At 42.1% G+C, this 19,030-nt stretch carries 20 protein-coding genes; 3 read left to right on the top strand and 17 right to left on the bottom strand.

Annotation, left to right across the window (positions count from 1 at the left end):
• Window positions 1-91: 91 nt before the first annotated feature.
• The 5 genes from I2H39_RS00575 to I2H39_RS00555 all read right to left on the bottom strand — a co-directional run bounded on the left by I2H39_RS00575 (window position 92) and on the right by I2H39_RS00555 (window position 4,368).
• Window positions 92-1,174 carry an ATP-binding protein gene (locus I2H39_RS00575; RefSeq protein ID WP_207746741.1) on the bottom strand — a complete coding sequence of 361 codons (1,083 nt, stop codon included), beginning with the start codon at window positions 1,172-1,174 and terminating at the stop codon, window positions 92-94.
• Window positions 1,175-1,388: 214 nt separating this feature from the next.
• On the bottom strand, window positions 1,389-2,111 hold the full coding sequence (locus I2H39_RS00570; RefSeq protein ID WP_195625563.1) for a LytTR family DNA-binding domain-containing protein: 723 nt from the start codon (window positions 2,109-2,111) through the stop codon (window positions 1,389-1,391).
• Between the two features lie 815 nt (window positions 2,112-2,926).
• Entirely contained in the window at window positions 2,927-3,133 is a 207-nt protein-coding gene (locus I2H39_RS00565; protein WP_207746740.1) for a hypothetical protein, read from the bottom strand.
• 185 nt (window positions 3,134-3,318) lie between these two features.
• Complete coding sequence (locus I2H39_RS00560; RefSeq protein WP_138307173.1) at window positions 3,319-3,537, bottom strand: hypothetical protein; 219 nt, start codon at window positions 3,535-3,537, stop codon at window positions 3,319-3,321.
• Window positions 3,538-3,633: 96 nt separating this feature from the next.
• Window positions 3,634-4,368, bottom strand: coding sequence for a hypothetical protein (locus tag I2H39_RS00555; RefSeq protein WP_195625561.1), 735 nt, complete (start codon window positions 4,366-4,368; stop codon window positions 3,634-3,636).
• 351 nt (window positions 4,369-4,719) lie between these two features.
• Between I2H39_RS00555 and I2H39_RS00550 the strand changes: the two genes are divergently transcribed.
• The 3 genes from I2H39_RS00550 to I2H39_RS00540 all read left to right on the top strand — a co-directional run bounded on the left by I2H39_RS00550 (window position 4,720) and on the right by I2H39_RS00540 (window position 7,053).
• Window positions 4,720-5,331 carry a hypothetical protein gene (locus I2H39_RS00550; RefSeq protein WP_195625560.1) on the top strand — a complete coding sequence of 204 codons (612 nt, stop codon included), beginning with the start codon at window positions 4,720-4,722 and terminating at the stop codon, window positions 5,329-5,331.
• 95 nt (window positions 5,332-5,426) lie between these two features.
• Window positions 5,427-6,125 carry a hypothetical protein gene (locus tag I2H39_RS00545; protein ID WP_195625559.1) on the top strand — a complete coding sequence of 233 codons (699 nt, stop codon included), beginning with the start codon at window positions 5,427-5,429 and terminating at the stop codon, window positions 6,123-6,125.
• A 472-nt stretch (window positions 6,126-6,597) separates the two neighbouring features.
• Window positions 6,598-7,053 carry a GNAT family N-acetyltransferase gene (locus I2H39_RS00540; RefSeq protein WP_138307182.1) on the top strand — a complete coding sequence of 152 codons (456 nt, stop codon included), beginning with the start codon at window positions 6,598-6,600 and terminating at the stop codon, window positions 7,051-7,053.
• A gap of 188 nt (window positions 7,054-7,241) precedes the next feature.
• On the opposite strand, the gene I2H39_RS00535 is transcribed toward I2H39_RS00540, so the two are convergent.
• The 12 genes from I2H39_RS00535 to I2H39_RS00485 form a co-directional block, all read right to left on the bottom strand.
• On the bottom strand, window positions 7,242-7,802 hold the full coding sequence (locus tag I2H39_RS00535) for a GNAT family N-acetyltransferase (RefSeq protein WP_195625558.1): 561 nt from the start codon (window positions 7,800-7,802) through the stop codon (window positions 7,242-7,244).
• Between the two features lie 245 nt (window positions 7,803-8,047).
• Window positions 8,048-8,632 carry a hypothetical protein gene (locus I2H39_RS00530; RefSeq protein WP_195625557.1) on the bottom strand — a complete coding sequence of 195 codons (585 nt, stop codon included), beginning with the start codon at window positions 8,630-8,632 and terminating at the stop codon, window positions 8,048-8,050.
• 368 nt (window positions 8,633-9,000) lie between these two features.
• Window positions 9,001-9,336 carry a hypothetical protein gene (locus I2H39_RS00525; protein WP_195625556.1) on the bottom strand — a complete coding sequence of 112 codons (336 nt, stop codon included), beginning with the start codon at window positions 9,334-9,336 and terminating at the stop codon, window positions 9,001-9,003.
• Window positions 9,337-9,738: 402 nt separating this feature from the next.
• Window positions 9,739-9,879, bottom strand: coding sequence for a hypothetical protein (locus I2H39_RS00520; RefSeq protein ID WP_195625555.1), 141 nt, complete (start codon window positions 9,877-9,879; stop codon window positions 9,739-9,741).
• Between the two features lie 113 nt (window positions 9,880-9,992).
• Window positions 9,993-10,517 (bottom strand): suppressor of fused domain protein, encoded by a 525-nt coding sequence (locus I2H39_RS00515; protein WP_195625554.1) that lies wholly within the window; start codon window positions 10,515-10,517, stop codon window positions 9,993-9,995.
• Between the two features lie 57 nt (window positions 10,518-10,574).
• Window positions 10,575-10,922, bottom strand: coding sequence for an inorganic pyrophosphatase (locus I2H39_RS00510; RefSeq protein ID WP_195625553.1), 348 nt, complete (start codon window positions 10,920-10,922; stop codon window positions 10,575-10,577).
• 400 nt (window positions 10,923-11,322) lie between these two features.
• Entirely contained in the window at window positions 11,323-11,982 is a 660-nt protein-coding gene (locus tag I2H39_RS00505) for a hypothetical protein (protein WP_195625552.1), read from the bottom strand.
• 167 nt (window positions 11,983-12,149) lie between these two features.
• Window positions 12,150-13,559, bottom strand: a complete 1,410-nt coding sequence (locus I2H39_RS00500) for a M56 family metallopeptidase (protein ID WP_195625551.1) — start codon at window positions 13,557-13,559, stop codon at window positions 12,150-12,152.
• Complete coding sequence (locus tag I2H39_RS00495) at window positions 13,546-13,926, bottom strand: BlaI/MecI/CopY family transcriptional regulator (RefSeq protein WP_138307237.1); 381 nt, start codon at window positions 13,924-13,926, stop codon at window positions 13,546-13,548. Before I2H39_RS00495 ends, I2H39_RS00500 begins: the two co-directional genes overlap by 14 nt.
• A gap of 171 nt (window positions 13,927-14,097) precedes the next feature.
• On the bottom strand, window positions 14,098-14,709 hold the full coding sequence (locus tag I2H39_RS00490; protein ID WP_195625550.1) for a hypothetical protein: 612 nt from the start codon (window positions 14,707-14,709) through the stop codon (window positions 14,098-14,100).
• Window positions 14,710-14,949: 240 nt separating this feature from the next.
• Window positions 14,950-15,159 (bottom strand): hypothetical protein, encoded by a 210-nt coding sequence (locus tag I2H39_RS28770; RefSeq protein ID WP_207746739.1) that lies wholly within the window; start codon window positions 15,157-15,159, stop codon window positions 14,950-14,952.
• 24 nt (window positions 15,160-15,183) lie between these two features.
• Window positions 15,184-19,014, bottom strand: a complete 3,831-nt coding sequence (locus I2H39_RS00485; protein WP_195625549.1) for an S-layer homology domain-containing protein — start codon at window positions 19,012-19,014, stop codon at window positions 15,184-15,186.
• Window positions 19,015-19,030 lie beyond the last annotated feature (16 nt).

Raw genomic sequence — 19,030 nt, 5'->3', positions numbered from 1 at the left:
GATGATATCATACATTTTTTGGTACTTAAAATTTCATCATCAAAATATTCGGCTTCTTCTGATACAATCTGGCCAGAACCCTTACCTGACTTCAGCAATATATGAATATCTCCACCGTAAATAATCCTTCATCGGATTTGATATCCAGCATTCCATGATATCTTTCTGCTATCCTCTCCATAGAGTACAGTCCAAATCCATGCCCGCGCTCTTCTTTACGGCTTACTATTTTTCCATCATCTGCTAATTTCAAGTCTTCTTTATAGATATTCTTTATCTGAATGCACAGACTCCCCTTAAAATATTGAATGGCAACCCATATCTCTTTCCTGCCTTCCTCTACAAACCTTGACGCCTCCAGCGCATTATCAAGGGCATTTCCCAGCAATACACACAAATCCGCGTCTTTTATAGACAGTTCCGGCAGCGGCGCTATATCCGCATGGAATATAATACCGTTTTCCACTGCGGTTTTCCATGCGTGATTTACCATGGAGTCCACCACCATATTGCCGGTCCTTGATTCCAGTCTCCCCTGCTTTTTTGTTTCCCCTATCAGTTCAAATAATACTTCCCGGGCTGCCTCCAACGTTCCATTTCCAAGCAGCTCTCCTAAATAAATCAGATGCTGCCTCATATCATGGCGCAGTTGCCGAATTTCCTTCGCCGCAGCTGCTTCCATGGCCTCTTCCTGCCTGAAAAGTTCCATCTGCTTTATATAATAATGCGTAACCATCTTCATATGAAGGTTATTGACCAACTGTGTGTAAACAGGATAAAAAGATAAATTAAGACAAATCAAGGCCACTGCTGCCAACAACATCCATCCCCCAATTTCCGATTGGTTCACATACAGGGACTGCAGCAGTTGATAGAGCGTATGATACAGTATCATTCCTATAATAGGCAGGAGCATATAGACCATACCGCCGCCATATGGTTCTTTTCCAATTCCCTTCTTTTTTGCATACTGCCTGATACCCATAGCTAATAGGAACAGGAGTATCTTAGAAAGAGTGGACACCATCAAAAACTCGGTTTCCACAGTTCCATTTATATACCGAAAGGCAAAATCCACCGCACCCTCTAAAAGCATCCATATTGCCAGGAAAATGGTGGGGAACACACACCGTTTCCAGAAAGGGCCGGTATAACTAAATCCTACTATAAACATAGTGGAAAATGTAAGCAACAGAGTGATATATCCCGGAAAATGCCCTGTTTCAGAGAGACACTGCTATATGAAAAATGGAAGCCACCCAGCCACGCTCCTGATTCCCACGGCTCTTTGCAGAAACGTATCCAGATATAATTTCAAAATCAGGACACTAAAGAGGGAAATTGCCACACATAAGGCCATTACGCTAAAATAATACATGCTTGTCCTCTTACCTTAGCGGAAATGACATCAGCTTCAAAAGCTGCTCGTTCACTTCCTGTTTACGGCGACTACTCACCGAAAGTACCTCCCCATTACTCAGCTTGACTGTATCATAGGAAAAACGAACGATATGGCGGTAGTTCACCAGGTAAGACTTATGTATCCTTATAAATATCCCCTTTGTCTCCCCAAGAACCTTGCTGATATCATTTATTTTCCTGTATTCCATATATCGTCCGCCTTCCTCTATAATATACGTTTTTCTCAAATCGCTTGTAAAGTAAAGGATATTACGTATTAGAAGCTTGTATTCTTTTTTATTATAGCGGAATCGGTAGTATTCGTCCTGCCCTATAACTGTCCTGAGGACGCGGTAAAATGTCGATTCAAATTCATTCAAATCCAAGGGTTTAATAATGAACCCGCTGGGGGTTACCTCAAACACCTCTTTCATATAGCTGTCATATGATGTAACATATATCAGTTCCGCAACCCGATCCAATTTGCGTATCTGACGGGCTGCTTCCACTCCGTCCATCTCCGGCATTTGGATATCCAGACAGATGATATCATAGCGCTTCCCAGCCCGAACCGCTTTTACCAGGCTGCTGCCATCCTGATAAACATCAATTTCAAAATTCAACCCATAGGTCTTTTCCATGCGGCATAACGTCTCTTCTAATCCGCCGGAAAAACAGGCATCATCATCGCAAATAGCAATATCTAACATTGTGTCGCTCCTTACATTTTTCCAGCATCTTTTCTGCTCCCCGCCCCTATACTTCCTGCATTTCTTTACCTAATGGCAGATTGGCGTACTGTCGGCATGCTTCTGATACCATGTCCATACTGCCATGGATGGGCTTTGCACTGGGCCGTCACGCTTTCCCTCCATGAAATTGCTGGCTTTATTATAACAGAAAAAAGGACCTCTGGAAAGAAAACTAATGCTTTAAGAAAAAGAGATGTGCTAAATGGTAGTCGGAAAATATATACCTGCTACAGGAAATAAAGCCGAGACAATTCAAAGGGAGTTTTATGGCCAAGGAATGATATATGCAGCACCCTGAAACCTATGTAGACGAACAATTCAGAAATCAGGAGCTTGCCGTATGTGAGCAGTGCCATAAGTGGTACTGGAGTTATGAGACTGAAATTTGCCCGAACTGCCTCGGGGCGGAGAATTAAGGAGATTTAAATTAATATTTTCACCATAATAAAAATATTAGAACTAAAAAAGCTACTGAAACAGAACAAAATATAATGAGTATCTTCAAAGATTTGATTAACTTATTCAAGGATGCAAGTACTTCTTTTTTAGTTGTTTTTTTAAGTTTACTTATTAAGTAAATGTAACATGAACCCGCAAAAAATAGAATGACAAAAACAGGAATGAAATAATTATAAAAAATAAAAAGCTTTGTACTGTTATCCATATTAAGTACCTCACAATTAAGAATTATAACGAAAGTATACATCTATGTTAATGACTTTACAATCATATATTTGATAGTTTTAATTTTTGATACAGCGGAAGCATGCTTCTCACAACTCTTCAAATTTGAAATCGGAATCATAACAATAAAAATAAATATCTTCCGTAGTAAGGTGACCACTATATATTGTTATATTACCATCTTTATCAGATACATTCCAATTCCCGGGATAAGAAACCACAAATTTGTTCATTACTGTTTCCGTTACATACTTAGGTTCCGCTTTGCATGCGGTAAGAATGACTGCCATCATCATACAAAGAGTCATGTATCTCTTTTTCATTTCAAAACCTCACCTTTATAATTTTGTACTAATTGTAACAATCTGCCCCTTTATTTCCAGCACCCGGAGAATATTTGGGGAGAAAGTAAGCAGGCATAGGAACTAACCAATACCTGCCTGAATCTACTACCATTTGTTTGATAATATAAAACATTAATTTAAGTAAGAAATAACCAAACAAGCATTAAAAGTATTAAGTATATCCCCGCTATAACCATAACTATGTTGCCACCCGTTTTGCGTCGGCGCGTTACTCTTTCAAGTGTATAGCCGGGCAGTAAAGTGTTTTTATCAACTTTACTGGTTCTTAATTTCCATCCTATTCCAAAAAAAGCAATAAACGTCAATACATGACTGGCCAACTCCATTTTATCCATTTTAACACCCCCCTTGTTTGTTTTATATGATTTGTTTATAAATTTTCATTTGTGCGTTTGCCGCAAACCGTCCGTGATACCCTTCATAAGAAAAAATCAATGAATGCCTTGTTTCATTTTGTCAAACTCTTTATCTGATAATATTCTGCCGCCTGCAGTGTCTATTTCCGGGTGTTTTTCTGTAAGCATTTCAATTAAATGTTTGCCTCTCTTTTGAGAGGCCCTGGTAACAATACAGGTATTGTGGTTAGAAAAAATTGCAACATGCAGGCAGTAGCCTGATTTATTTTTTGTGTTGAATATGTCAATCAGATTAACAAAATAAGCACCGATTATATCGCTCCTTTTGATGACGCAAAACTGTCCGCCTTCAAAAAAAATGTAGTCCCTTGTTATAATGCCTGGTGACATTGTTGGTCCGTTAACATCAAAGTAAATGCTGTCCTGTTGTGGAACTTGTGAGGAAAACTCCCGGATAACAGATTCGGGGTAGTCACTGGCTTCAGCAAATGTTTGCAACCAGTCATTTGCGTCCATACCTTTCCTTTTACGGCCTAGCCGGCACAACGGTACACTAGGAATAAGAAAAACCAGACAAAGAACTCCAAAAAAAATCAATGTAGGTATGTCATCACTATTACCTCTGCTCAGTGTTACGATTGAAAATCTTATCAGTCCGTAACCAATAAGCACCCCGATTGCAGCCATTACTACCCCAAATACGATTAAAGTATTTCCGCCTGATTTTCCAATCTTTCCCAGGCATTCAAGGTAACCATTTGCGTAACGCTTTTGAAAGCGCTCCGTTGTCATAGGTGTAAATCCCTTCATAAAATCCTCCTCTTAGTCAATTCTTTAAATGTTACTTCTTTGCCATCTTCCTTCATAGTGTTTGTAATTTATAGTTTCTATCCTTAAACCCGATTTGTCGTTTCCTTAACAATACGCGCACAAACACCCGTCCTGAATTTATTCTAAGAAAGACGAGGCAGGAAATGAAAGCTGATTTTTTTGAAACCACTTTAAAACCTTCTTTTTTCTATAATATATCATATAAAGCGGCATACGCTCCCAGCATGTAATTAATAATGGGATATATGTAATTTTTGCGGGAGAAATCGCTTGTATTGAATCAGCATTTACTGTATGATAAACGTATTAATTGTGCGAGGGGGTGTTATCATGAAAAAGCGAGGCTGTATTAATATTGGATTATTATTGATACTGACGGTTTTGCTGGCAGGATGCTCCAGCGGAGGGAGCAAAACTCCCGTAGTGAAACTGGACGGTTCCTATGAACTTATTCTAGGAAAAAGCAGCATAAAGGAGGTTCAGGAGGCTGGCTTCACGAACCGTTATTCTCACAAGAAAGTCATGAAAGTCATTCCGGACTCAAGCTGGGGATACTTTTACCCAATGAAGGATGATCTTAGTTTTGGCATCATGTTGGCAGGAAATAAGAGTTCTAGAGAGATTCCTCTTGAGGAGGGAGTTGTTTTTGAGCTATCCTTGGACTTTAATTCTCCAGACTATGACCTGGGAGAGGTTTTAGTTGACGGAGTGGACTACAGAGGTTATACCAAGGAACAGCTAACGGAAGCCATGGGTGAGCCCACGACAAAGATTGAAGAATATTTTATCTATGAGTCTAAGAACAGTTCCTATACCTTCATTTTTAAAGAAGGTTCAGAGACTCTGACAGGCCTAAGGGTAAAAGACGGAACTAAACAAAAATACGTGACAACACATGGTACTTTTATCACATCTTCTAATGACAGGCTTATGCCGGATTAATGAGATAGTTTACATTAAACCAATTCTTCTAATCGATTGCATTTTTTATTTGTGTTTGATAAAATATTATTACTAAATACAGGAGGGGGATGATTATGAAGAAGAATATTTTGGTTTTGAGTGCCGCTTTACTTGCTTCTGCATGGCTGACTGCATGCAATTCCGGGAATAAGCAATCTCCGGAGCCACCCGCAACAACTGAGGCCAAAGAAACGGAGACAACCGCTGAAGTGAAAAAGGCAGCCGAATTTTCAACAGGCTCCTGGGATGGCTATACATTTACCAGTCCCTGGCTGAATCTTGCTTTTACTTTTCCTGAGGACTGCACGATTTCCACAGAAGATGAGATTAAGAAAGTCCTGGGAACCGGCCAGGAAATCCTGGTCAATAACGGGGTTTCCAATGAAGCACAGTATAAAGTTGCGGAGTTTACAACCGCCTATGATTTTATGGTGTTTCTGCCGGACCAGTCCTCAAACGTTCAGATGCTGCATGAAAATGTTTCTGTTGCCGCCCGCGGAAAAAGCATGCCTGCTGAACAGTATTTGGATGCTGTGAAGGAGCAGTTAGGGGCTCTGGAAGATTATGGTTATGAGTTTAACGATTATGAAGATGTTAATATAGGCGGACAGACCTTTACAAAGCTTTCGGTTTCTGCGCTTGGAGGAGCTATGCTTCAGGATTATTACTGTATTTCCAAAGGGAAATATATTTCTTCCATAATTGCCAGCTATATGCCTGATTCGGCCGAAACAATTGAAGCTGTTATGGCAGGGGTTACGGCTGTGAAATAGGAAGCAGTGCAGGATTAAACAGTGGTGGGGGCTATCATCATAATGCCGGTAGCTGCCGCGGAAACGGTTGCCGCTCTTTCCAAATGGATAGTCTCCTTGATTTGGCAATACACTTCTTCCCATTGCCGACAACCGAGATTCCATCCTCCAGCACGTTTAACTTTCATTTCAGAAGGCAGTCACCCGAATAGCTATCCCAGGGAACTGCCTTCCTTGCCATTGATGAATCATCATCATCTTACAATCATCGTTCTCTATACCCTCCCCCCTCTGCAATCAGGTATTAGTCAACAATTCTGTATATTACAGTACATTATCCTGAAGCAGAATACAGATTGGACTCTACAACTATTAATTTCCCGGGTTTTTTATTGAAATATACATATTATCATGTTAGGCTGTTAATAAAACTCGATTATACATATGGACACGGAAGTCTAAAAAGGGGAATTTACATGAAGGAGCAAAATGAATGAATTTAACGTATAAAAAAGCGAATATAGCCGATGCAACACGCTTAATAGAAATATACAATGCGGCATTTTATGATGATTACATTCGATACGGAGAATGTCCTGGGTATGGAAAAACAAAAGAAAAGATGGAACATTCTATTTCAAAATCCCCTATACATATGATTATGAAAGATGGAATTCCCGTAGGTGCTATATCCTTTGAAAACCGAAAAAACGGGGAATATTATTTAGGCTGTTTATGTGTTATTCCAGAGTTTCAAGGTGTGGGGATAGGTACAAAGGCAATTCAAGATTTTTTGATGTTTTATTCTGACTGGAAAAAAATTACATTAGTTACTCCTGCAGACAAAGCAGAAAACATATCATTCTATACAAAGCGATGTGGCTTTCATATAACCGGAAATAAGATGGACGGAAATGTAGAAGTTGCAAATCTCTGTATGGAACGATAAATCCCAGATATATGACATCTCCCAATACTGGGACACGCCTCTTCACTGTACTTTTTTTGAGCTAACAGTCCTATGGTATCAGAAACATATAACATCCGGCTAACAAAACAATAAACAATTTATAAATACTCGCAAAAGAGATGTCAAAAGCACCGGAATCCATCGACAAATGGCTCTCCTGTAGGCGGCTACTCTTGCTTTCTTCTATCATAATCACTTTTTAGGATACCATAGTACACTTTATCATCATATGTACCATCCTGTTGTGCAACAGCTTTCCGTGCTATTCCCTCTATTATCATTCCATTTTTTTGGAGTACTCTTCCTGAAGCCATATTTTTTGTGTCATGCCATGCTGACATTCCATGGAATCCTACTTCCTCAAACATGTAATAAAGCAGGGCCGCAACCGCCTCTGACGCATATCCCCGTCCCGCCCACTTAGATGCTATGGTAAAACCAATCTCTCCTAACAGCATACCTTTATCAATATCATATACACCAATATATCCAATGATGGAGCCATGCAGCGTCACTGCCCAACTGTAATAATGTTCATCTGTCTGGTACCTTTGAACATTTTCGTTTACAAAGGTTTCTGCACTCTCCAGTGTACAACATGGTGACCAGGTTATATATTCATAAATGGACTGGTCCTGGCCTACATTATGATATAATTCTGCTCCATCACCCAATCTAAACCGGCGTAAAATAAGATTTTCCGTAATTATTTCATTTGTACCATTCAAAATCATTCCTCCCCTTCTTTATTTTATAATGAATCTCCTGTAGATAATCTCGTATATAATCCATGTACTCCTCTACCGGAAGACATCTATTTCTCATTAACTCCACTAATAAGGCACCGCACATGAAATAGCAGTATATATAGCCCAGCCAGGTTATAGGGAAGAGAGGAGGTCCGCAGGAATTGTCTGCAATCTGCATTGCCCGGCTACACAAATACCCAGCAATCTATTTTATGTCGCAATTTTTAAAGAAACTCTTTAATTACAAAAGTATGGATATCTTCAATATCATCGTCATGATTCTTATCAATGTTGACTTGAACCAATGTTTTGTCCATTACAAAATAATAAGAATTAAACCAATCCATAGTCACCCCTTCGATGCAGTACACAGTTTTTCCAGACAGCTCCATTTTTTCAAGTAAACCTGGATTCTTTTCCATCATATCCTCAAGAGTGAAATTCCCATCTTCATGTCTAAAAGTGTATACATCTACAGGGTATTCCTCTCTTCCATTGTCAACATTATATTGAAAGCAGAAATAGGACTCGCGGCTAGTAATTAGCTTTAATGTAACATCCATGGTATCTATCGTGTTTTTTTGAGCATTACTATCTGAAGTTTTTTCTGTACCCTTTGTGTCGAGCATTGCAACCGGTTCAGAATTTTTCAAAGCAGCTTTCAATGCTTCAATGGAGATGTATTCATCTGGCGATATTAATTCATCTGAAACCGAAGAAACAGCAGTGCTTTCACTGATTTCCGGACGATTAATTGTACACCCGGTCAGAATCATCATACACATAATCATTAATACACCTTTTTTCATGGGATACCTCCGTTATGTAAGCTGCCACTAAAATCAAACCATATTCACAATCGCTGCACCAAATTCTTCATACGACAAATCATTTTCCAACTGCAGTCACAATAAACAAAATGGTTGCTGTCTTTCCTTTCTTTATTTACACCCCCCAATTAAAATATTATATATAATGATTATACCAAACATGTCCATAAGAAACAGAAAAATACATTTACGTATTATTAAATAGTTCTTACCAATACTGCAACAGTCCGGCTACCCGGTAAAGTCGGGCATCAATCATTTAATCAATTTACCTTGGGAATAGATTTAACCACCGCTGTAAACGTATTTTTGCGCCAAGGCCAGGAACCAAACGCAACAACTATGGTCTAATTCATATGTTTCCAGTACCTTCTAAGCACGATGTAGGTCAGGAAAGGACCAACCATGCTCCAAATCAATAAAACTATTGCCAACGGTATACTGCTCCTGATTATTACAATCGCTACTAAAAAAGCAGGCACGATATGCAGCAGTGCAATTGCATACAAGGCAACACGGCGCTTGCATTTTAAAAGATAGACATATAGTATGATGATTAGCAGACTTATTACATTGGATAATAAATACTTATTATAAAATAAGATAGCAGATAGATTTGCAAGGATACACAGGCCGCACCAAACCTTTACATCCAACCCAAATGGAAAATAGTTAGTTTTCATAGTCCACCTCCAATATTAACAAACTCTATTGCTTTATGTTATTTTCCGGTGATAAAATTTAATTCGAACTACATTTTTTCAATATGATAACACTCCGGCTTTTCTTGCAGGCTTTATGGTTACAAAGAACGTAACCACACCTTACAACCGAAGCCGATTCATCCTGCCGCCTAAGAGGACGGGGAAATTCTCGGCTTAAGTCTGTTAAAATCATCCATGGACTGTGGAAAACTCATCCTCTTTGTCTGCCCCACATCTTCAGCCGTTGGCTTTTTAAAGTAATTACCATAAGAGAAATAAAGTGAACTGCTATCCTCATGTAAAATATGTCCTAAATCTTGTTCTGTATAAAAGCAGCAACCATCCACTGTTTCTCCCTTTTCATGTAACTCTGCAGCCAATTCATTGCACTCTTTCAAGGTATTCATTAATATTCACTAAGATTTCATCATTTGACAAAAAACCGGCTTTAATATAATCGATTATCATTTCGTCTAATTCGTCTGCGCAACATTCATCATTAATTTTACTTTTCCATTCCATAAAAACCTTCCCTCCCCGGAGTAAAAATAGTTTGCTAAACCTTTTATCTCCACAACCATGTACACCAATTGTTCCGACTATTGTTGTTTGTTGTCTCCTCTATAAATGGGTAGTCAAAAAATAGGCTCCCTGTTAAAATCAAATATATTTGTTTCTGCTTTTTCCACCTCTTGGATTAACGTTTTCGCCCCTATAGAATTATCATGGAACTTAAGCAAAAAGTTTGCTTCGCCATCAGAAAGCGGGCAAACAAGCAAATAAAAAACAGTTGTATTTTCAAATGTTGACACCAATAATTCCTCTCCCCATAAGTATGGAGGCAGAAACAGAACATGTTTCAATTTACTTTCAGGCATATAAAGAGGCAGCATATCTCTCCAACAGGTAAAGGGAGATGCAGGCATGCCATCCATCACACCATAGGCGCAAGATGAGAGTATACCGCGAACAATATCACTGCTCTCATGTTCAACACCTATAAATTCAACAGCAACATCCTCACCCAATTTTAAAGACGGCTTATGGTATAAGCATGCACCTAATGTCGCATGTGCAATGCTCCCTTCTTCTGGTGTATTTCTCCCGCTGATAATGGTCTTTCTCTTTTGTTCCTTTTTTAAAAGTTCCGTAGCAAGCATAGGAAAGGAGTACCCTTTCCGTCATATTTTGTTTGATATGCCCTCATAAATTAAAAATTATCGACGAATAAGAATGCCTTTCATGTACTGTGTTTCATTGTGAGTTTCGTATATAATATCCTTTTCTTCTTCAGTGCAACCTATGAGTATTTTAATTTCAGAATCCCTTTTCATCAAATCAACAATACACATAATAGCATCTATATTTTTCCCATTCGTCCCGACCCATACGTCTATCCCGGCACCATCCATTGATGTTGTATTTTTCAAATACCCATAATTGACTTTATAAATGAAATTAGGGTATTTAGGATGTGCAGTTCCTTTTGGTCTATCTATGATGATTTCTGATTTGCCGACTAAGGTATCTAATGCACTCCAGAAACTGTTATCGAATCTGTGCATGAAATCTCCTCCAATTTTAATTTGCCATTTTTTTAATAATAGCACAAAGCTATAATTTTATCTATCATCGTATTTGTGTTTACAAAGTAGCAAAGCCATTTACGCTCGTCAACGGAGAAGATTAATAGGCTGTACTTTCTGTTGACAAGTACGAATATCCCCGCTTATGCAACAGTCAAGAGAGCAAAAGCAACAAGTGCTTTCGCTCTCTAAAAATTCTGATATTTCCTTAATATCTGCTTGTATCGTTTTATATCGCCGTAAGACATTCGAGCACCATTTGGGCACCAAAATATCAAAAAGCATTGTGATTTAAAGTGCCTTAACAGGTAAAAAAAGTCAGTATTTACAACGATTTTCACTATGTAATGCTTTTTCACTCACAAACAACTACTATTTTTTATCCTATATCCGAAGTATCAAAAAGACCAAGTGGATTTTCCCTAAGTACATGATTTTGGTATGTAGGTAATAACAGCATCAAACCAGTAATAAGTATATTTCCGAATTTTATAAAATTATGTAGCTCCATAACTTCCCCCTGGCCAATTAAAGAATCATACCAGCCGCCAAAATATACATATAAAAGCAGAGCTGCAAGAATTACGAATTTGAACTGACGTAAATAGAAGCCGGTTATGACAGTGCATGCCATATAAGAGCAAATCACCACTGCATGGAGAGCCCAACCTGCAGCTCGATCCGCATGAACAGACAGGGTTTGTGTCTGGATGGCTGCTTGTGTCATTGACTTTAAGACTAATTGGCTGATTACTGGATTTGAAAGAATAAAAACTCCCCAGAGATAAAATGTAGCTGTTATCATTTTATCAATGCAGCCCACTATTTTTTTATAAAAAAACACGAATGCTGCTATAAAAAGTAAATAAAAGGTCAGGTTTGTCAAACCCATTGCTAATTTAAACCCGTCAGAACTAGTCCCGGTAACATGATTAATCAAGAATTTTGCAAAATAACCAGCCACGTAATAAAAACTGCACAAGTCTATCATTGCTGTTACGATTAAATATTTTGCCAGGGCCTTCTGCTCCTTTTTCATCAATACCTCCCCCCTTCCAATTTTACTGTGCATATTTGAGAATGAATCACTATATTTATCAGTTACGCCGGCCAACTGGCATCTGAAGCCAGAGTGTATACCTACTCTTTCCTCATTAGAGTAGTGTTGAATAATTTCATAGCTGGTTTTAATGAATGAACGGTGTTTTATCGTTCGATACTTACAGTGCCATTCAATGTGATATCAGCACCGCCACTACCATTTTTCCCCTGGAAAAAGACTTCATAGATGTCTGATTTTGTTATTTTAAAGGTATGGGTCATCGCTCCCTTTGTTGCGTGCACATAAGTCCGCTTTCCATCGCTGTCAATAATACCTCCGATATATTTGTCGTTTGTACTGTTGGAATACACTGCAATAATTACCTCATCACCTTTGCTTAGGCTAACCGGAGAGCATAATGCTGTGTTTGTTGCCTCTGACACATAATTTGTCAAGGTATTGTCACCGCGGGCCGCCTTTGCAAGGAACGTTGTTGTAGTACGGTCGGTCTTGTTTCCCACAAAATCCGTTATAACATCACTATCATCGGACACCGTATCATTCTGCTCCATATATGCGTGAACCAATAAATCCTGGGCCTGGTTGGCAGCGGTGACAGAGGCATAAGATACAATCGGACATAAGGCCAGAATCAGCACTATTGCAAAAACAAATGCAACACTGATTTTTTGTTTTTTCTGCTCCATAATATTATAAATTCTTCTTTCAACTCTTTGATAATTGCCATAAAAGGATGCTAATATCTTGACAACTCCATTACCACATGCAGCAGAGTTTAATAACCGTGCGTACTGCGCTCGTTGAGTAATATCCATCCTGTCAACGGCAGTTTCATCGCAAACCAATTCACTTAACTCATATACCTTTAAACTAAAAAAGTATATAACCGGATTAAACCAATGGATTTTTTGTACCACCTCGATTATCAACCTATAAACCAGGTCATGGCTTTTATAATGCAGCAATTCATGCCGTAAAAACATTCCCCATTCCTCGGTACTGTAGGTCCCATTTGGCAAAATGATTGATGGCCGGATTATACCAGTTAAATAGGGGAACCCGGCGGTTGGGTGTTCATATAGGCCAATATCTCTTTTAATATTAAGCTCCTTCTTTAAATTATTAAAAATAAGCAGTCGCGTATCATTTACCGCTGTTGTTATTAATAACTGTTTTTTGATGGTAAAAAAACTTCGAATGATTGATAAGAAGAAAACTGCAATAAATAATACAAGCCAGACCAATAATATAATAGAAATGACATCTGAAGCAAAACTGAATTGTGAAAGTACAAGTCCTTGTATCTGCCTGATGGATTGGAAATCCTCAGACTTATACAGTAAAACGTTATATCTGGTACCAATAAAAAAAACCATATAGACTATCGCAATACCAGAGCCAAGATATACAATCAGGATAATTTTGGCGAACTGATAAATGTACCTTACATAAATTTTGCCAAATACACAATCCAGCAGCAGTAATAGTCCGAAGAGAATACTGCCTGCTAGGGAGCCTGAAATTAAACATGTAAAGATATTACTCGCCATCATTTTTCTGCCTTTGCTCCAATTCCTGAATTAAAAACTCCAGTTTCTTTTCTTCTTCTTCGTTGAGTTCATCCCGGCCGCAAAAGGCAGCCACCAAAGCGCCAAGGGAAGGAAGGCCCATTTTCTTTTCGAGCTGTTCACCAACCACCTGCCGGTCATATTCCAGCCTGGTTCCTACAGGATAATAATAAACCTGCTTTCCTACGTGCTTTGATGTGGCGTATCCTTTCCTGACAACATTGCGTAAAAGAGTCGATTGTCCACCCATTGTCAATGAGTATGGCCTATATAGCTCGTTGCTGGTTATACCTTCTGGGTGATTCCATATGACTCGCATATAACGATATTCTGCTGGACTCAATTTTTCCATTACGTTTCCGCCTTTCTAAATATTTTTATTATATCGAAAATATATATAAATGTTAATACGGATTTTATTAAGCGTATACGAAAAAGTAGCCAGCGTTTGAATCCGGTTTTCCTGAAAACACAGAGAACTTCTTTAAAATGGCTGATTCGTTCCATAATATATCCCTTAAACTTAACTGATACCACCGTTAGAACCACAGTAGAAATATACAGATGCATATTTGGTTGTATAGACGCCAGATACCGTAAGTTTACCACTTACAATTATGTAACATGTTCTGGCGGCATCGATAAAATCCGCATCATACGAAATCTGCTTCCAATCACCAGAACCAGAAGATTTTGATGTCAAAGAAGTTACGCCGCTAAAATGCTGTCTTCCCGTGCTGGAATTATACTGGGTTGTGAACTTGCCAGTAATTGAAATGGAAAATGGGGTACCATCTTCAGTTATCGTAACCTTTTTTGCTGCGCTGCTGCCGGAACGTGTATTCGGCAAATCGACCACAACCAATTGGCCATAAACCAATTGGCTCACAAACTTCCTAAACTCTTCAGGGGTTTTCCAGTCTTCATCCCTAAAATCATCCATTGGGAGAAGTCCAACCTCTTTTCCGGACTCCTGCGATATCTCATTAACAATTTTCGCATATATTTTATAATACTCTTGCTTTGTTGCAGCGTCTAATGATGAAGCAGCATAGGCTATTATCGAAGCACACATGGAACAAACAAGAATAACTGGAATAACCATTTTCTTTATAATTTTAGATACTCTGTTCAAAATACCCTCCTATAAACTTGATGTACGTCAATAAGACATTTTATATAGCCATTGGAATCACTCCCTTACCACTTATTTTTATATTTATATTATATCGGTAAAATATATAAATGTAAATTATATATTTATATATTTTTTCTTAATTATATAAATGTGTTGACACCTCCTGCAGGGTAGCTTCGCCAAATTTAGGAATTCAGACCCAATATGGTGGCGGGCTGCCTTCCGTCATTAAAATTCTTATGCAGATGGTATGAAGGACTTTGACAAGAAAGAAACTATGAAGCAAAAAGGCGGCAAAACGCAACTATTTATTTTGTCGCGTTTTGCCGCCTTTTTATTAGGAACCTGCTTCTCTATATCTTCTTCCAATGCTTCTGATACCTTAGGCTGTACCATATTGAAATTTGGAGGAGCACAGTTGAACATATCAGTTTCTCCTTCCATCATTTCAGTGGTTGTTTCATTTTCTGCCTATTTCCTCGCCCCGTCCAGGCCGACCTCATAGCCGTCGATGATGGTATTCACGGCCATCGCGCCGTTCTCATAGAAGTAGTACCACTTCTCTCCGATTTCCCTCCAGCCGATAGCGGCTCTGGCGTTTGTCCAGTAGTACCATTTCCCGGTAGAATCCTCTTTCCAGCCTTCGTGCATCACACCATCGTCATTAAAGTAGTAGCGCAGTTTGCCGATGGTCTGCCAGCCGGTGAGTTTTTGCCCATCTTTGTAGTAGAGCCAGTGGCCGGAATCGTTCATTGTCCAGCCCTGTGCGGTAGCCAGGTCAATGACGATCCCCACGAAACGGTGAAGCACCGCCGAAACCTCGGCGCGGGTGGCGCCCTCCTGCGGGGCGAAGCGGTTGCCGTCCTTGCCTTTGATGATACCGGCTCTCTGCATGGCTTTTACTTCCTTTGCCGCCCACGCGCTGATAGAGGCATTGTCCGTGAACGCGGCTTCCGCAAGCGGGGCTGGAATGGAATAGCCCATCTGTCCGGCGTAACCCGCCATCATCACCGCCATCTGTTCCCGCGTGACCGGCTCGTCAGGGCTGAATACACCCTCATCGGTTCCTTTTACAATCCCGTTCTGCACGGCCCACTCCGCATATGACGCATAGTAGGCGTTGGCCGTTATGTCGGTGAAGCTGCGTGTCTTGTAGCTGTCCGGGCTGATACCGGCCAGCCGCCCCAGGGCTGTGACGAACATTCCCCGTGTCATAGCGGCATCGGGAGAGAATTGGCTATTTCCCATGCCGGTCAGCAGGTTGCGCGCCGCCACAAACTCAATATCCGCTTTTGCCCAGTGGTTCGTGATGTCGGTAAACACCGGGGCGGACGCTTTGTATGCCACGCCGTAGACAGAGAAGTGGGACGCGTCCGCCAGAACCTTTCCGCTGTTGTAGCTGGACTTGTCAAGCCATGTCACAGTCCCTTTTTCGTCCACATAGACCATGAACAGGCTTCCAGTGACTTCTCCCGCCGCAGGGGTATAATTCAGCGTAACTGCCGCCGAGCCTACCGGGAAGTTTACCGTTACCAGAACATCTTTTCCGCTGCCATCCTTGTAGCTGATGGTGAAGTCATATACCGGACGGGAGCCAATGAGCGCCGCCGCGTCCGGGAACGCACTTATATCAGCGGGAGAGGCGGCAAAGGTGATGTTCCCAGCCATGGCTGGAACCGCCTCCAGAATCGTTTTCAGCGCCGCCTGTTCAAAGGTCATGCTGGCCTTGTCACAGGAGAGCGTCAGGCTCTTGCCGGAGTTTATCATCCACTGCAAATCATACCGGGAAATGGACTGGCTGATTCTGTCGCCTGTGACCGTGTAGCTGTTCTTTGGGTCCGGGGCAGTGTAAGAGCCGCCGCCACCGCCGCCGGACGGAGTATTGTTACTCCACTGTGCGGTTACGGTCAGCTCGGCCGCATTGGAAACCGCTTCGCCATCCTTGCTGCTTGCCTTGCAGCGGTACTGCCAGCCGTTCATCACTCCGCCTGCCTTCTCTATGTCGTAAGTGGCGGATCGGGCATCCGTCACATCCTCCCAGGTGCTTCCGCCGTTCTTGCTCACCTGCCACTGGAAAAAGGGAACAGCCTTTTCCGTTGCAACGGTAAAGGAAACGGCCTCTCCGACTGTTACCGTCCTGCTCTGCGGATGGGTTTTGATCGCCGGTGTGATCCCATCGGGGTAGACCGGAACTCCTAGCTTGTCATATCCGGTGGCCCCGTCCGGCACATAGACAGTGGGGGGAGAAGCCATTCCCGCAAAAATCGAGTTCATGTCGTTGCCCGGCAGTTCGGGAGCGGTCGTTCCTTCAAAAATGACCGTTTTTAAGTCCGGACAGGCATAGAAGACCCAGCCAAACAGCTTTGTCACGCTGGCCGGAATAGTAATTTCTGTCAGTCCGCTTTCCCCAAACGCACCTAACATGATATGCTCCAGCTTGTCCGGGAGGTCGATGTGCGTGAGGCTTGTGCAGCCCTCAAATGTACTTCCTTCTATGACGGTCAGGCTGGAGGGCAGCGTCACAGAGGTCAGGTTCACACAGCCCCGAAAGGCATTGGCTATCAGGGTCGTCACGCCGCTTTGCACCTCCACGGTGAGGAGGGCGTCTTTCTCAATCTTGCCATCCTCCTTCCAGTAGAAGCTTCCGCTATTGGCGGTGATGGTCAGTTTCCCGTCGGCTGGGTCAAAGGAATAACCGTCACCGGTGATGAGGTTTCCGTCCATGACTGTACCGTTTTTATCTACGGTTGAGCCGTAAGCGACCGTAACCTGCGCCCCGTTGATGTCGGCATCCACTGGGGCACCCGAGAGGTTCTGGAAGGTGCCGTTTTCGCCCAGGTAAATGGAATTGAAGGAACCGCCTTCGTAGACAAATGCTCCGGTAACGGCCGTGCCGCCGTCCTGAATGAACCTCCCGCCGGTCATCTTCACGTTTTCCACCGTTCCACTGTACAACTCAAAGCGTCCGGCTTCCAGAATGACATCCTCCACATGGCTGGAGCCTTCTAAAGTAATCAACCAGTCCTGCTGCTCTACCCGAACAGATGCCAGATTGCCGTTCTGTACCCATATAATCCCTCTTTCACTGTACGATTCAAATATTACATGAACACCCGAAGAAAACCCTGAGTATGCTGGTTCCCGACTTGTCCAATCCCGAAAGAGGATGGTGTCGCCGGGGTTCGCCTCAGCACAGGCGTTGTTTAGTTCATCCAGGTTGGATACAATATATGGAGTGCCCGCCGCCTGTTGTGCTGCCTGCGGTACAAGCATACCGGTGCAGTCCGCAAGGTCCGCATCCGCCGCCGCGCACACCGGACAGCTTTTGTCCACGGCGCCCTCAGCGCAGGCCGTCTCGCAGGTACAGGCGGACGGTGCATCCGTGGGCGGTTCCGTCACGCAGCCACCCTCATGCCCGTCCGGGAGCGTACAGCCCTCGGTTTTCGTGCACGGTTTTTCCTCTGCATCAACGCCTCCGACCTTTACGAGAATCTGCGGCAGTTCCACTTCTAAGTCTATCTCATATCCGGATGGTATGACCGGCTCATAGACATAGGTTCCTGGTACCTCAGCTTGAATTTCTGAATCGCTGCTTTCTGTAAAATTCAGCTCCCATTCAATATCCCGTATTTTTCTCCTGACGGTCTTTTCAATTCTATCGTCAGACTCATTATCTTTCTCCGTTTTTTCCGCCTCTGAACCGGTTGCAACGGGGGCCTTCGGTTCTTCCGTATTTTCGGAATCCTCCTGCAGGTTTCCGGATGGTTTCCCTGCATCATTCTCTTCTTTTGCAGGTTTCTCAGATTCCAACCCGTTATCCGGGCTGTCAGCCTCTCCTGTGTCTGACTCCGGCTGCTTTACCTCCGGCTGCTTTATCTCCGGCTCCTCTTCTTCCTCCGGCTCCGCTGTTCCGGTGGTATCGGAACCGGTTGTTTCCGGTTCATTAACTGTTCCATCATTGGAGGACTCATCCGATGAAGCTTCTTCCTCATCCTCCGGTAACGCCTTCTCCTCCTCTGCGGAAACAGACAAGTCCGCATCGCCAGCCTGCTGTTCCGTGGTGCTGTCAGCTCCTGAACTCTCCTCCGCTTCAACAGAAGCTTCCGTTTCCGCCTTCCCCACTTCGGTTTTGCCGGCCTCTGTTTCCTCTGCTTTGCTCCCCTCATTCTTCTGCTTCACAATCACCATGTCCGCCCACAGGCTGCCCGGGAAGCGGATATCCTCCTCCGCTGCCCCCAGTTCCAATTCCTGAATCGCATATTTTTCCGGCAGTTCTTCGAATCGGAGGATGGTCTTCTCCATTTCACCCCCCCCCCTG

The organism is Clostridium sp. 1001283B150225_161107_B6 (genome assembly GCF_015556325.1).
GTDB lineage: Bacteria > Bacillota > Clostridia > Lachnospirales > Lachnospiraceae > Enterocloster.
The sequence above is the reverse complement of the archived record's forward strand: the minus strand, read 5'-3'. Positions and strand labels throughout refer to the sequence as shown.